The sequence below is a fragment of the Micromonospora sp. NPDC020750 genome (genome assembly GCF_044334565.1).
Classification (GTDB): Bacteria; Actinomycetota; Actinomycetes; order Mycobacteriales; family Micromonosporaceae; genus Micromonospora.
This window is the reverse complement of sequence record NZ_JBIRTH010000006.1, coordinates 197,150-211,011: the sequence shown is the minus strand read 5'-3', so window position 1 is coordinate 211,011 and position 13,862 is coordinate 197,150. Positions and strand designations below refer to the sequence as shown.

Annotated in this window: 9 protein-coding genes and 2 tRNA genes; 8 read left to right on the top strand and 3 right to left on the bottom strand. The window is 74.5% G+C overall.

Annotation, left to right across the window (positions count from 1 at the left end; all coding sequences use genetic code 11):
* Positions 1-179: 179 nt before the first annotated feature.
* Together ACH4T9_RS20320 and ACH4T9_RS20315 are read left to right on the top strand one after the other, a co-directional pair.
* Positions 180-3,554: a BTAD domain-containing putative transcriptional regulator gene (locus tag ACH4T9_RS20320; protein WP_396673430.1), complete on the top strand. Its 3,375-nt coding sequence runs from the start codon at positions 180-182 to the stop codon at positions 3,552-3,554.
* A 218-nt stretch (positions 3,555-3,772) separates the two neighbouring features.
* Positions 3,773-4,777, top strand: a complete 1,005-nt coding sequence (locus tag ACH4T9_RS20315) for a hypothetical protein (protein ID WP_396673253.1) — start codon at positions 3,773-3,775, stop codon at positions 4,775-4,777.
* Between the two features lie 51 nt (positions 4,778-4,828).
* Here the strand turns inward: ACH4T9_RS20315 and ACH4T9_RS20310 are convergent, their stop codons facing one another.
* Positions 4,829-5,068: a DUF6458 family protein gene (locus ACH4T9_RS20310; protein WP_161692301.1), complete on the bottom strand. Its 240-nt coding sequence runs from the start codon at positions 5,066-5,068 to the stop codon at positions 4,829-4,831.
* A 196-nt stretch (positions 5,069-5,264) separates the two neighbouring features.
* Here ACH4T9_RS20310 and ACH4T9_RS20305 point away from each other — a divergent pair.
* The 4 genes from ACH4T9_RS20305 to ACH4T9_RS20290 all read left to right on the top strand — a co-directional run bounded on the left by ACH4T9_RS20305 (position 5,265) and on the right by ACH4T9_RS20290 (position 8,523).
* Positions 5,265-5,337, top strand: a tRNA-Gly gene (locus tag ACH4T9_RS20305).
* Positions 5,338-5,399: 62 nt separating this feature from the next.
* Positions 5,400-5,474, top strand: a tRNA-Val gene (locus ACH4T9_RS20300).
* Positions 5,475-5,590: 116 nt separating this feature from the next.
* Complete coding sequence (gene recQ, locus ACH4T9_RS20295) at positions 5,591-7,426, top strand: DNA helicase RecQ (protein WP_396673251.1); 1,836 nt, start codon at positions 5,591-5,593, stop codon at positions 7,424-7,426.
* Between the two features lie 98 nt (positions 7,427-7,524).
* The gene (locus tag ACH4T9_RS20290; RefSeq protein WP_396673250.1) at positions 7,525-8,523 is read left to right on the top strand and encodes an NAD-dependent epimerase/dehydratase family protein; all 999 of its coding nucleotides are present in this window, start codon (positions 7,525-7,527) and stop codon (positions 8,521-8,523) included.
* Positions 8,524-8,562: 39 nt separating this feature from the next.
* Here ACH4T9_RS20290 and ACH4T9_RS20285 read toward each other — a convergent pair whose 3' ends face one another.
* Positions 8,563-9,537 (bottom strand): Acg family FMN-binding oxidoreductase, encoded by a 975-nt coding sequence (locus ACH4T9_RS20285; RefSeq protein ID WP_396673249.1) that lies wholly within the window; start codon positions 9,535-9,537, stop codon positions 8,563-8,565.
* Positions 9,538-9,724: 187 nt separating this feature from the next.
* On the opposite strand from ACH4T9_RS20285, the gene ACH4T9_RS20280 reads away from it, so the two are divergent.
* Both ACH4T9_RS20280 and ACH4T9_RS20275 read left to right on the top strand, forming a co-directional pair.
* Complete coding sequence (locus ACH4T9_RS20280; RefSeq protein WP_396673248.1) at positions 9,725-10,363, top strand: response regulator; 639 nt, start codon at positions 9,725-9,727, stop codon at positions 10,361-10,363.
* A 249-nt stretch (positions 10,364-10,612) separates the two neighbouring features.
* Positions 10,613-12,028 carry a sulfatase gene (locus ACH4T9_RS20275; protein ID WP_396673247.1) on the top strand — a complete coding sequence of 472 codons (1,416 nt, stop codon included), beginning with the start codon at positions 10,613-10,615 and terminating at the stop codon, positions 12,026-12,028.
* 49 nt (positions 12,029-12,077) lie between these two features.
* Here ACH4T9_RS20275 and ACH4T9_RS20270 read toward each other — a convergent pair whose 3' ends face one another.
* On the bottom strand, positions 12,078-13,778 hold the full coding sequence (locus ACH4T9_RS20270) for a GAF domain-containing protein (RefSeq protein ID WP_396673429.1): 1,701 nt from the start codon (positions 13,776-13,778) through the stop codon (positions 12,078-12,080).
* Positions 13,779-13,862 lie beyond the last annotated feature (84 nt).

Below are 13,862 nucleotides of genomic sequence, written 5' to 3'. Positions count from 1 at the left end.
CCCCGTCGGCGGTCCCGGCATGCCAGCCGGTGCACCATCGGCGGGAGCGGCGGCCCGTCGTACCACCGGAGGTGCCGTAGCGGCCGGGGATGGGAACAGCCAGATTGAAGTACCGTATGCACTGTGTCCGATGAAGCGTTCCATCCGGCCTGGCACAGACGCTGATTCGGGTGTCCGAGATGGCCGGTCAGGGAGTCGGTGACGCGCCCGAGCCTGTTTCGGCGCAGCTGCGCCGGCTCCGCGAGCAACTCGGTCTCACCCAGCGGGACCTGGCGGTTTCCGCCAACGTCAGCATCGCGGCGATCCGTGATCTGGAGCAGGGGCGCACCCGGGTGCCCCGCACCGCCACCCTGCACGCGCTCGCCCACTACCTCAGGGCGGCGGGGGCGGAGGACGCCGCCCTGCTGAGCCAGGTGGCGCCGGCGGCGCGGTCGCGGCGGGCGCAGCCCCCACCACCGCCCGGTGCCGGGCCCCTGACCGTGGCGGTGCTCGGCCCGCTGCTCCTTCGGCACGGCAACACCGAGCTGCGGCTCGGCTCGGCGAAACACCGCTGCCTGCTGGCCCGGCTGGCACTGGCCGGGGGCGAGGCGGTGGGGCGCGAGGAGCTGATGGGCCTGCTGTGGGGTGAGGATCGCCCGCCGTCCGCGCTGAACCTGCTGCACAGCTACGTCGGCCGGCTGCGCCGCCTGTGGGGGCCGGAGGGAACAGGTGTTCTGGTTGCCGCCGGCAGCGGATATCGGCTGGCGCTCGACGCCGACCAACTCGACCTGCTGCGCTTCCGTGAGCTGGTCGCCGCCGGCCACACCGCCGACGACCCCGCGCGGGCGCTGGGGCAGCTGCTCGCGGCGGCCCGGTTGTGGCGCGGCGAGACCGACGTGGAGCAGCTGCGCGGCACCCCGCTGGTCGCCGCCCTGTTCGAGCAGTACGCGACGCTGCTGTGCCAGGCCGCCGCGCTCGGCCGCCAACTGGGCGAGCAGGAGCAGGTGTTGCCGCTGCTGCGAGAGCTGGCGGAGCGGCTCGAGCTGCACGAGCCGCTGCACGCCGAACTGATCATGACGGCGGTGGCGTCCGGACGGCAGGCCGAGGCGCTGGCCGCGTACGACCGGGTCCGCCGGGCACTGATCGAACAGCTCGGCGTCGATCCGGGGCCGCAGCTCCGCTACGCCTACGAGGCGGTGCTTCGGCAGCCGTGGGCGGCGGCCGTCGCCCCGTCGCCCCGGACTGCCTCGATCCGGCAGGTGCCGGCGGGGCCGTCCGATTTCGTCGGCCGCGACCGGGAGCTGGACCGGATCGGCGCGGAGCTGGCCCGTTCCGCCCCGACGTCGATGCGGGTGGTGCTGATCAGCGGCTCGGCCGGGATCGGTAAGACAGCGCTGGCCCTGACCCTGGCGCATCGGCTGCGGGACGAGTATCCGGACGGTCAGTTGTACGCCGACCTGGGCAGCGGTCCCCGCGGGCGGGCGACCCCGATGGGGGTGCTGGGACGCTTCCTGCGTGCGCTCGGGGTGCCGGCCGGCCGGATAGGGCCGGACGAGGAGGAGGCGTCGGCGCTGCTGCGCAGCGCCCTAGCCGACCGCCGGATGCTGCTGGTGTTGGACAACGCCCGCGACGCGGCGCAGGTGCGGGCGCTCCTGCCGGGCCCGGGCGGCAGCGACGCGCTGGTGACCAGCCGGCGCAGGCTGCCCGACCTGTCGCCCCGACTGATCGTCGACCTGGCGACCCTGTCCACCGTGGACGCCGTCCGGCTGATGGATTCGACCGTGGGCGCGGGTCGGGTGTCGGCCGATCCGGAGTCCGCCCGCGAGCTGGCCGCCGCCTGCGGGCAGTTGCCGCTGGCGCTGCGCATCGTCGCCGGAAGGCTGGCCAGCCGACCGGCCTGGACCACGTCGGAGCTGGCCCACCGGCTGCGCGACGAGAACCACCGGCTGACCCAGCTGAGCGCGGGCGACACCAGCGTGCTGGCCAGCTTCCAGCTCAGCTACCAGGACCTGAGCGAGCCGGTCCGCCGGGCGTTCCGGCTGTGTGCGCTGCATCCCGGGGACGACTTCGGCGTCGAAGCCACCGCGGAGCTGCTCGGCGTGGGCCAGGGGGAGGCCGACCTGGTGCTGGGCGAGCTGCTGGACGCCAACATGCTGCTGCAGTACACCGCCGAGCGCTTCCGCTTCCACGACCTGCTCGGGCTGTACGCGGCGCGGCTGGTGGACGAGGAGGACCCGGCCGACGCCGAGGCCGCCCGGAACCGGCTGCACTCCTGGTCGCTGCGGACGGCCACGGAGGCGGTCGAACTGCTCAACCCGGGCATGGTGCGGCTGGTCACCAGTTCCGGCGGCGGGCCCTTCGCCGACCAGGAGGCGGCGCTGCGCTGGTTGGATGCGGAGGCCGGGGCGCTGTTGGCGCTGGTCGAGCGGGCGGCGGACAGCGCCCGGCCGCAACTGAGCTGGCTGCTGGCCGACCAGCTACGCGGGTACTTCCTGATCCGCCGACACGTCGACCGCTGGCTGCGTACCGCCGAAGCCGGGCTGCGGGCCGCCACCGCGGCGGCCGACGGGGCCGGCCGGGCCGCGATGCTGCTCAGCCGCGGGCAGGCGATGTGGGCGCTGGGCCGGCACGCGCAGGCACTGGCCGACTACCGGACCGGCGAGCGGCTGTCCCGGGGATCGGACTGGCCGGCGGCGGCCCCGTACCTGTGGCACAACATCGGCGTGGTGCGGGCCGAGCAGGGCCGCCTGGACGAGGCGGAACGGGGGTACCGGGAGGCGCTGCGGCTGTGCGGCGACCGCGCCGAGCTGGCGGCGGTGCGGGGGCTGGCGCTCAACGGGCTCGGTGCCATGTACGCCGATCAGGGCCAGCTGGCGGAGGCGGCGGAGTGCCTGCGCGATGCCCTGCGGATCAACGCGGCAGCCGGTCGGACGGCGTCGGTGCTGTCCACCCGAGGCAACCTGGGCATGGTGTTGCGCCAGCTCGGTCAGGAACGCGCGGCCGAGAAGCACCTGACGGCCGCGCTGGCCGGCTACCGGCACCGGTCCAACATGCACGGAGAGCTGTCCACCCTGGACGAGCTGAGCCAGCTCTACGCCCAGCATGGTGACGCGACCCGGGCACTGAGCGCCGCCCAGCAGGGGTACGACCTCGCGGTGATCGTCCGGGACCAGCGGGCGCAGGCTGCGTTGTTGTGCACGATGGGGGAGGCGCGTCGGGCCGGCGGCGACCCCGCCGGGGCGCTGCTCTTCCTGCGGCAGGCGCTCGACATGGCACGCCAGAACGGCTATCCCTACTTCGCCGCGCGCGCACAGGTGGGGCTGGCCGTCGTGCACCTGGGCCTGGGAGCGCACGGGCTCGCCCGGGGCTGCGCGGCGGAGGCCCGTGAGCTGGCGACGGCGCACGACTTCCGGATGGTCGAGGCGGATGCGCTGGCGGCGCTCGCCCGCTGCCTGACCGCCACCGACGCCGACGAGGCGCCGGCGACGGTCGCGGCGGCCGTCGCCGCGTACCGCGCGGTCGGCGCGCAGGTGCTGGCCGATCGCCTCCGGGATCTGCTGACGGCAGGCCGCTGACCGTCGTGCCCGACCCGCCGGAGCGGCGGAACGTCCTCTCGGCGACGCAGCCGAGGGTTACTCAGGCCGGGTCTGTGAGGGGCCTGTACCGACCTTGTACGGAGCCTGTATCTGCCTGCGCCGATGTCGCGGTAGCTTCTGCCTGCCCACCTCAGCCTGGACGGTTGTTCGGGGTAGCTGTCGTCCGATGGGGAGCAGAAGCGATGGATCCTGCACCGGTGGCTACGACCGACGCCGTGGCGCAGCACGCCGTGCTGGCGCAGAGGCCGATCGAGGACGTGCTCGAGCGTGTCCGCAGCGAGGTCGAATGGGTGGACGTCACCCTGCTGCGGGAAGGGCTGTCTCCCCGGCTCGGAGGGATCGACGGCATGTACGTCCGGCACCTGGCCGGGCTGACGGAGGAACTGCCGCCGCTGGTGGTGCACCGGGACACGATGCGCGTGATGGACGGGTTGCACCGGCTGGCCGCGGCGCGCGGCCGAGGTCAGCGGCAGGTGCCCGTGGTGTACTTCGAGGGAACCGGCGACGAGGCCTTCGTCGTCGCGGTGCGACTCAACGCGGCCCACGGCAAGACGCTGCGCGCGGGGGACCGCGCGGCGGCGGTGCGGCGCATCCTCGGCACGTATCCCCACTGTTCAGACCGCTGGATCGCCTCGGTGTGCGGGGTCGCGCCGCGCACGGTCGCCGCGTTGCGGCAGGAGTCGGCCGACGGCCGCCAGCGGCTGGACACCCGGATCGGCCGCGACGGCCGGCGTCACCCGCTCTCCGCCCAGGAGGGGCGCCGCGCCGCCGAGCAGATCATGCGCGAGGAACCGGGGGCGAGCCTGCGGGTGGTGGCCCGCCGCGCCGGCGTGTCCGTCGGCACCGCGCTGGACGTGCAGCGGCGCCTGCTGGCCGCGAGCCCCGAGGGGGTCCGGCGCACCGACGGCGCGACGCGGCAGTGGGCCGCGGCGGACGCCGGGCAGCCCGCCGCGCTCAGGATTCGCGAGCAGTTGGAATGGTTGACCCGGGAGCCGGCGCTGCGCTACACGGATCAGGGCCGGGCGCTGCTGCGAATGGTGTCAGCCACGCTGGCCTTCCTCGACCGCTCCGGCCCGACGGCGGACGCGCTGCCGGACCACTGCCGGCGCTCGCTGGACGCGGTGGCGCGCGCCTGCGCCGGCGGCTGGCTCGACTTCGCCGATCAGCTCGGCGACGAGGAGGCCCCGCCGCGGGCGGCCTGAACACCGCAACCGCGCCGCGATGATCCGTCGGAGGGCGGGCCCGGTCGCTACCTACAGCGGCGGGGTGACGTCCCGGCGCTCCTCGACCCGGCGGTACTCCACCGGCTCGGTGGTGGTGACCACCTCGCGGCGACGGCCCCAGACCAGCGTGGTCATGACGAGGCCGAGCACGCCGGCGGCCATCAGGATCCAGCCGACGACGTCCAGGTTGACGCCGCCGAGGTTGGCGTCGAGCGCGAACGTGAGGATCGCGCCGACCGCGATCAGGAAGATGCTTGTGCCGATACCCACGACAGCCTCCTTCGGGGGATGCAGTGTGCTGTCGATGGAAGGAAGTACCCCGTGGGTGGACCGCGTAATCGGCCGACCCGGGAGGTGGTCCGCGTGGTTCTCCCCGGCGGTGCCTTTCCGGTGGCGGTCGGGCCGGTGCCGCCGGCGATCTTGCCGTCGGGTACAGTTCACCCGTCACCGAGAGCATCGGCGACACGCGGACGTAGCGCAGCTGGTAGCGCATCACCTTGCCAAGGTGAGGGTCGCGGGTTCGAATCCCGTCGTCCGCTCGCGATCCGCCCCGTCGGGGCCGACCGCCGCCGTGCCCGACATGTTCGGGCCGGGTGCCCGCGGGCGATTGGCGCAGTGGGAGCGCGCTTCCTTGACACGGAAGAGGTCACTGGTTCAAACCCAGTATCGCCCACCAGAACGTACGGTCCTTCCTACTCTCTCGGCCTCCGTCGTGAGGGCGGCCACGCCCGGTTCGGCGGGCGGGTCGGCGTGGGGCGGGACGGTGTCGGGGAGTCCTCGTAGACTCGCCCGATGACTTCCCCCAGCGACACGCTCACCGAGACTCCGTTGGGCGTGCTCCGCCGGGTCTTCGGCTACGACGCCTTCCGCGGCGAGCAGCAGGAGATCATCGACCACGTGGTCGGCGGCGGCGACGCCCTGGTCCTGATGCCGACGGGCGGCGGCAAGTCGCTGTGCTACCAGATCCCCGCGCTGGTGCGCGACGGCGTCGCGGTGGTCGTCTCCCCGCTGATCGCCCTGATGCAGGACCAGGTCGACGCGCTCACCGCCGTCGGGGTGCGGGCCGGTTTCCTCAACTCCACCCTTGATTTCGACGCCCGGCGGCGGGTCGAGGCGGCGTTCCTCGCCGGGGAACTGGACCTGCTCTACCTCGCCCCGGAGGCGCTGGGCAGCCGCGCCACCGTCGGGCTGCTGGAGCGTGGCCGGATCGGGCTGTTCGCCATCGACGAGGCGCACTGCGTGGCGCAGTGGGGCCACGACTTCCGCCCCGACTACCTGGCGCTGTCGATGCTGCACGAGCGCTGGCCCGCCGTGCCCCGGATCGCGCTGACCGCCACGGCCACCGCTGCGACCGCCACCGAGATCGCCACCCGGCTCGGCCTCACCGGGGCCCGGCACTTCGTGGCCAGCTTCGACCGGCCCAACATCCAGTACCGGATCGCGCCCAAGCGCGAGCCCCGCAAGCAACTGCTCGACCTGATCCGCACCGAGCACCCCGGCGACGCCGGCATCGTCTACTGCCTGTCCCGGGCCTCGGTCGACAAGACGGCCGAGCTCCTGGTCGCCAACGGCGTCTCCGCGCTGCCGTACCACGCGGGCCTGGACGCGGCCACCCGCGCCGCGAACCAGAAGCGGTTCCTGCGCGAGGACGGCCTCGTCATGGTCGCCACCATCGCCTTCGGGATGGGCATCGACAAGCCGGACGTGCGGTTCGTCGCCCACCTCGACCTGCCCCGCTCGGTGGAGGGCTACTACCAGGAGACCGGCCGCGCCGGCCGGGACGGCCTGCCGTCGACCGCCTGGCTGGCGTACGGGCTCCAGGACGTCGTGCAGCAGCGCAAGATGATCGACTCCTCGGAGGGTGACCTCGCCCACCGGCGGGTGCTCGCCGCCCACCTCGACGCGATGCTGGCCCTCTGCGAGACCGTGGAGTGCCGCCGGGTGCGGCTGCTGAGCTACTTCGGCCAGGACAGCGGGCCGTGCGGCAACTGCGACACCTGCCTGGAGCCGCCCGAGTCCTGGGACGGCACGGTCGCCGCGCAGAAGCTGCTGTCGACGGTGCTGCGGCTGCACCGGGAACGCAACCAGAAATTCGGCGCGGGGCAGTGCATCGACATCCTGCTCGGCCGGCGCACCGAGAAGGTGACCCAGCACCGCCACGACGCGCTGACCGTGTTCGGCATCGGTGAGGAGCTGAGCGAGGCCGAGTGGCGGGGCGTGGTCCGGCAACTGCTCGCCCAGGGCCTGCTCGCCGTCGAGGGCGACTACGGCACCCTCGTCCTCACCGACACCAGCGCCGAGGTGCTGGGCCGGCGTCGGCCGGTGCCGATGCGCCGCGAGGCGGCCCGGCCGGCGCGGACCCGGTCGGCGAAGACCCGCCCCGGCGCGACTGCGGCCGTCGAGCTGACCCCGGCGGCCGAGCCGGTGTTCGAGCGGCTGCGCGCCTGGCGGGCGGCCACCGCCAAGGAGCAGGGGGTGCCCGCGTACGTGGTGTTCCACGACGCGACGCTGCGTCAGATCGCCGTCGACCCGCCGTCGACGCTCGACGACCTGGCCCGCGTCAACGGGGTGGGGGAGGCCAAGCTCGCCCGGTACGGTGAGCAGATCCTCGTCGCCCTCGCCGGCTGACCTCCGCGAACGGGCCGGTCGGGCGGTTCTGCCGTCGGCAGATCCGCTGCCGGTGAACACCGTTGTCGCCCCGGCCCGGGGGCCGGCACTGTGGGCGGATGAGACTTCTGGTGCTGGGCGGCACGGGCTTCGTGGGCGGGGCGACGGTCGGCGAGGCGGTGCGCCGCGGCTGGTCGGTGACGGTGTTCAACCGGGGGCTGCGCGGTGCGCCCCCGGCGGGCGTACACCTGTTGCGGGGTGACCGGACGGCGCCCGGCGGCCTGGCCGCGCTGGCCGGCGGCGAGTGGGACCTGGTGGTCGACACCTGGGCCGGCGCGCCGCGCGCGGTGCGGGACGCGGCCCGGGCGCTGCACGGCTCGGCGGGCTGGTACGGCTACGTATCCAGCGGCTCCGTGTACGCGCTGCCGTTCCCGCTCGGCGCGGCCGAGGACGCGCCCGTCGTGGCCGCCGAGCCGGACGCCACCGACGGCGGGTACCCGGAGCTGAAGGCCGGCGGGGAGCGGGCCGCCGTGGAGGTGTTCGGCGACCGGGCGCTGCTGGCCCGGGCCGGGTTGATCCTCGGGCCGGGCGAGGACATCGGGCGGCTGCCCTGGTGGCTGACCCGGATCGCCCGGGGCGGCGACGTGCTCGCCCCCGGCCCCACGGACCTGCCGGTGCAGTACGTCGACGTCCGCGACCTGGTGATCTGGATGCTGGACCGGGGCGCGGCGGGGTCCGGCGGGGCGTACAACGTGGTGTCGCGGACCGGGCACGCGACAATGGGTGAGCTGCTCGACGCCTGCGTCGCGGCCACCGGGTCGACGGCCCGGCTGCGCTGGACCGCGCCGGAGACAGTTCTCGCCGCCGGCGTGGAGCCCTGGAACGACCTGCCGATCTGGATCCCCGCCGGGCACGAGTACCGCTGGCTGCACGAGCGGGACGTCGAGCGGGCGTACGCGACGGGGCTGGCCTGCCGGCCGGCGGCCGAGACCGTCGCCGATACCTGGGCCTGGCTGCGCGAGGTGGGGACGGTGCCGCCGAGCGCCGGCCGCCCGCCCCGGCAGGCCGTGGGCCTGGATCCGCAGCGGGAGGCCGCCCTGCTCGCCGCCGCCCGCTGACCCCGCCGCCCGGCGTCGGCCCGTCCGGCGTCGGGCGGCTCAGGCCCGGGCCACCGGCAGGTCGAGCACCTCGTCGACGCTGCGGCGCGGCGTCGGGGAGCCCGGCTGGCCGTACCCGATGCGCATCACCATCTGCGGCGTGCCGAACCGGCCCAGGGACAGCCGCAGGGCCTCCCGTGCCCCCGGCACCTCGATCGGCTGAGAGAGCATCGACACGCCCAGCCCGGCGTCGGTGGCGGTGAGCAGCACCCGTTGCAGTGCCTGGCCGGCGATCACCTGGTCGGTGGTGGTGTTGCCCGTCGCGCCGAGCACGGCGACCAACGGCTCCGGCTCGAAGTCCCGCCCCGGGGCCCGGTCGCGCCCGCCGAAGCCGCGACTGGGCAGCAGGTCCTGCGGTTCGCCCAGCGGGCCGCCGGCGGCGGCCGGGATCCCGTCGGGGGCGGGCGCGGTCCGTACCCAGTGGGCCAGTTCGGCGCGGTAGGCGGGGTCGCGCTCCAGGACCCGGTTGGCGCTGCGGGCGATCTCGGCGAACGCGTTCACGGCGCTCACCCCGATCACCAGCTCCAGCCAGCCCTGCTCGGCCCGGGCCGCCTCGCCGAGCCGCCAGCGGACGTCGGCGGGCACCGGGTCGGGCCAGAACGGGGTGCGGTTGCTGAACCGGTGCGGGATGGCCGCGTACAGGCTCTGCTCGGTCGGGGTGGGGCGGCGCGGCACGTCCGGGGTGAGCCGGGCGAGCACGTCGGTCTCCGTCGGGTACGGGCGCAGCCGGACCTTCGCCGGGGTGCCCGCCACTGCCAGCGACAGCCGCAGGTTGAACAGGGCTGCCCCGCAGGCGATCCGGGCGCCCCAGCCGCTCGGGTCGGTCGCCGGCAGCCGGCGCTCCCGGTCCAGCGTCACCTCGATCCCGCCGTCGCGCAGGCGGAACCGCCACGGCTGGGTGTTGTGCAGCGAGGGCGCCCGAACGGCGTCCGCCGCGGCGGCCCTGAGCTGCTCGACGGTGAAGTCGGTTTCCATGGTGGTGCTCCTTCCCGTGGCAGTTCCTGCCGTCCCGCTCGGTCCACACCCACAGTGCGTGATCGGGGCGGTGTGCGGGCAGGGCCGGATGTCCCCTCTGCCCTGGGACCCCCTGCCCAGGCGGCTTCGGTCGGGGCCGGGACCTTCGGCCCGTGCGGGTGGCGGCGCGAGGGGGTAGAAATGGGGGATGATCAGGGTGTTCCTTCTCGACGACCACGAGGTCGTCCGTCGTGGCCTTGCCGACCTGCTCACCAGCAGCGGCGACATCGAGGTGGTGGGTGAGTCGGGCTCCGCCCAGGAGGCGGCCCGCCGCATCCCCGCGTTGCGGCCCGACGTGGCGATCCTCGACGCCCGGCTGCCCGACGGCAACGGCATCGACGTGTGCCGGGACGTCCGCGCCGTGGACTCGTCGATCAAGGGGCTGATCCTCACCTCGTACGAGGACGACGAGGCGCTGTTCGCGGCGATCATGGCCGGCGCGTCCGGCTACGTGCTCAAGCAGATCCGCGGCACCGACCTGGTCGACGCGGTGCACCGGGTGGCCGCCGGGCAGTCGCTGCTCGACCCGGCGATCACCACCCGGGTGCTGGAGCGCATCCGCAGCGGCGTGGAGCAGCCCAATGAGCTGAAGGCCCTCACCGAGCAGGAGCGCCGCATCCTGGAGTACGTCGCCGAAGGGCTGACCAACCGGGAGATCGCCGGCAAGATGTTCCTGGCCGAGAAGACGGTGAAGAACTACGTCTCCAGCGTGCTGGCCAAGCTCGGCCTGGAGCGCCGCACCCAGGCCGCCGTCCTGGCCACCCGCCTGCTGGGCCCCCGCGGCTAGGCGGCCGGGCCGCCGGCCGGCCCGGGGCCCTGGCCGGGCCGGATCGCGTAGGTCGGTCCGCCGAGAGGCTTTTCGCCCCGGGCGGGCAGGGAAGGCGTGCGCCAGCGTGCGGCCGAGCAACGGACCGCATCATTTTGCCGTTCGGCGGTTCCAGTTCCGGCTGGCCGTCCGACCGCCGGGACGCGCCTTGCCTTTTGGCGGCCAACTCCCTACTGTCCCGATAGGAAATACAGACTTTAGGGAGGGCTCATGGCACCATCGGACGGCCAGACCAGACGGCAGGTCATCGGCGGCATCGCGGGGGTCGCCGGGGCGGTCGCCGCGTCGGCGCTCACGCCCGAACAGGCGCTCGCGGGCGGGCCCGACGAGCGGCCGTTCCGCGCCGACACCCCCGGCCAGCGCCCCACGGGGCGGCCGAACGTGCTGGTCATCCTCGGCGACGACCTGGGCTGGGCCGACCTCAGCAGCTACGGATCGCCCGACATCCGAACACCCCACCTGGACCGGCTCGCCCGCGACGGGGTCCGCTTCACCAACGGCTACTCCGCCGCCGCCGTCTGCTCCCCGACCCGCTTCGCCCTCTACACCGGCCGCTACCCCGGGCGGCTGCGCGGCGGGCTGTCCGAGCCCATCGCCCGGGCCAGCGAACTGGAGGGCCTGCCCCCGGGGCACCCCACGCTGGCCTCCCTGTTCAAGGGCGCGGGCTACACCACCGCCATGTACGGCAAGTGGCACTGCGGGTTCCTGCCCTGGTTCAGCCCGCTGCGGTCGGGCTGGGACGAGTTCTTCGGCAACTTCTCCGGCGGCCTCGACTACTACTCCAAGGTCAGCCACCTGGGCCAGCACGACCTGTACGAGGGTGAGGTGCCGGTGGAGTCCCTGGACTACTACACCGACACGGTCGCCGACCGCGCCGCCGCGTTCGTCCGGCGCGCGCACCGCCGCCCCTGGCTGTTGAACCTGAACTTCACCAGCCCGCACTGGCCCTGGGAGGCCCCCGGCGACCGGGCGGTCAGCGCGGAGTTGACCGCGCGCCTCCGGGCGGGCGAGAGCGGCGCGCTGTTCCACCGCGACGGCGGCTCCCTCGACACGTACCGCAGGATGGTGGAGAACCTCGACCGCGCCGTCGGGCAGGTGCTGACCGCGCTGCGGCAGACCGGCCAGGAGCGGGACACGGTCGTCGTCTTCGCCAGCGACAACGGGGGCGAACGGTTCTCCCACCAGTGGCCGCTGACCGGTGGCAAGGGCGGCCTCGAGGAGGGCGGCATCCGGGTGCCCACCATCCTGCGCTGGCCCGCCCGCGTCCGGCCGGGCCAGGTCAGCCACGAGCCGGTGGTGACCCAGGACTGGACGGCGACCCTGGTCGAGCTCGCCGGGGCGCGGCCGGATCCGGGGCACCCCTTCGACGGCGCGAGCCTCGCCGGCTACCTGCTGCGGGGGGAGCCGGCCCCGGAGCGGGCCCTGTTCTGGCGCACCAAGGGGGACCGCGCGCTGCGCCTGGGGCGCTGGAAGTACTTCCGCGGCGCCGGCGGGTCGGACACCCTGTACGACCTCGTCGCCGACCCGCGTGAGCAGGCCAACCGGGCCCGCCAGCAGCCGGACCTGGTCGGGGCGCTGCGCAGCCGCTGGGAGGCGATCGACGCCACCCTGCTGCGCTACCCCTGAACCGACCGGCCCGACCACTCGTCGGCGGGAGCGGGGGCCAGGCCCGGGTTCAGTCGCGGAGCGGGACGGACCAGCGCAGCTCCGTCCCGCTCGGGCTCGCCGGGCGTACCTCGAAGTCGCCGGCGTGCCGCTCGGCGCGCTCCCGGAGATTGACCAGGCCGCCCCGGGCGGCGGCCGGGTCGCAGCCCCGGCCGTCGTCGGTGACGGTGACTGTGACCCAGCCGCGGTCGACCGCCACCGCCACCGCGACCCGGCTGGCCTCGGCGTGGCGGACCGCGTTGGACAGCGCCTCGCGCAGCACGGCGGTCAGGTCGGGGCGGATCGGCTCCGGAACGGCGCTGTCGATCGGCCCGGTCAGCTCCAGCGTCGGCCGGAAGCCCAGCGACCCGGCGGCCACGTCGACCGCCTCACGGATCTCGGTGCGCAGCGCCGCGCTCATCGGGGTACGCAGCTCGAAGATGGTCCGCCGGATGTCCCGGATGGTGGCGTCCAGGTCGTCGACGGCCGCGTTGATCCGCTTGGCGGTCTCGGGGCGGGCGTTCATCGCGCCGCTCTGCAACTGCAGGCCGGTGGCGAACAGCCGCTGGATCACCACGTCGTGCAGGTCGCGGGCGATGCGCTCGCGGTCCTCCAGGACCACCAGCAGCTCCCGCTCCTCCTGCCCCCGGGCCCGCTCCATGGCCAGCGCGGCCTGCCCGGCGAAGCTGCCCAGCAGCGCCACGTCGTCGTCGGTGGCCCCGCCCCGGTCCGGCCCGTACGCGATCACCAGGACGCCGTGCAGGGTGTCGGCGGCGGCCAGCGGGGACACCACCGCCGGCCCGGTGGTCACCGGGGCCGGCCAGGGCGCCGCCTCGGCCAGGTTCTCGATCAGCTCGTGCCCCCGGCCGGTGACCGACCCGGCGAAGGCGGTCTCGGCGGCGGGCAGCACCGCGCCGACCAGCTCCCGGGCCCGCTCGTCGGCACCGTCGACCACCTCCACGGTGAACTCGCCGGCGTCCTCGTCGTAGAGCAGCACCACGGCCAGCTCCGCTTCGGCGACCTCCCGGGCGCGGCGGGCCACCAGCGTCAGCGCGTCGGTGCGTCGCACCTCGCCGAGCAGCACCGAGGTGATCTCGGCTGCGGCGGCCAGCCAGCGTTCCCGGCGGTGGGCCAGCGCGTACAGCCGGGCGTTCTCGATCGCCACGCCGGCCGCGGCGGCCAGGGCCACCACGATCTCCTCGTCGTCCTCGGTGAACTCGGCGGCGCCCTGCTTCTCGGCCAGGTAGAGGTTGCCGAACACCTGGTCGCGGATGCGCACCGGCACGCCGAGGAAACTGTGCATCGGCGGGTGGTTCGGTGGGAAGCCGTACGACTGCGGGTGCTTGGTGATGTCCGGCATCCGCACCGGGTGCGGGTGGTCGATGAGCAGCCCGAGCACGCCCCGGCCGTGCGGCAGCTCGCCGATGCTCGCGTGCAGCTCGGCGTCGATGCCGTGCACGATGAAGTCGTGCAGCAGCCGGTCGGAGCCGATCACCCCGAGCGCGCCGTACCGGGCGCCGGCCAGCTCGCAGGCGGACTGCACGATCCGTCGCAGGGTGCTGCGCAGGTCCAGGTCGGTGCCGATGCCGACCACCGCGTCGAGCAGGGCGCGCAGCCGTTCCCGGCTGGTGACCACCTCACCCACCCGGTCCAGCATCTCCTGGAGCAGCTCGTCGAGCCGGACCCGCGACAGCGGGCTCAGCCCCAGCGACGGGGTGACGTGTTCGTGCATCGGGTTCGGTGTGCTGCTGGCCACCGACCGATGCTATCGCCCGTGGCCTCGCGGCCCCTGGCCCCGGTGGCGGGCGATCCTGGC

Excerpts from the sequence above, each read along its gene's own strand:
- recQ (WP_396673251.1), top strand. The coding sequence starts at position 5,591 with ATGACTTCCCCCAGCGACACGCTCACCGAGACTCCGTTGGGCGTGCTC.
- ACH4T9_RS20320 (WP_396673430.1), top strand. The coding sequence starts at position 180 with ATGGCCGGTCAGGGAGTCGGTGACGCGCCCGAGCCTGTTTCGGCGCAG.
- ACH4T9_RS20285 (WP_396673249.1), bottom strand. The coding sequence starts at position 9,537 with ATGGAAACCGACTTCACCGTCGAGCAGCTCAGGGCCGCCGCGGCGGAC.
- ACH4T9_RS20270 (WP_396673429.1), bottom strand. The coding sequence starts at position 13,778 with ATGCACGAACACGTCACCCCGTCGCTGGGGCTGAGCCCGCTGTCGCGG.
- ACH4T9_RS20290 (WP_396673250.1), top strand. The coding sequence starts at position 7,525 with ATGAGACTTCTGGTGCTGGGCGGCACGGGCTTCGTGGGCGGGGCGACG.
- ACH4T9_RS20280 (WP_396673248.1), top strand. The coding sequence starts at position 9,725 with ATGATCAGGGTGTTCCTTCTCGACGACCACGAGGTCGTCCGTCGTGGC.
- ACH4T9_RS20275 (WP_396673247.1), top strand. The coding sequence starts at position 10,613 with ATGGCACCATCGGACGGCCAGACCAGACGGCAGGTCATCGGCGGCATC.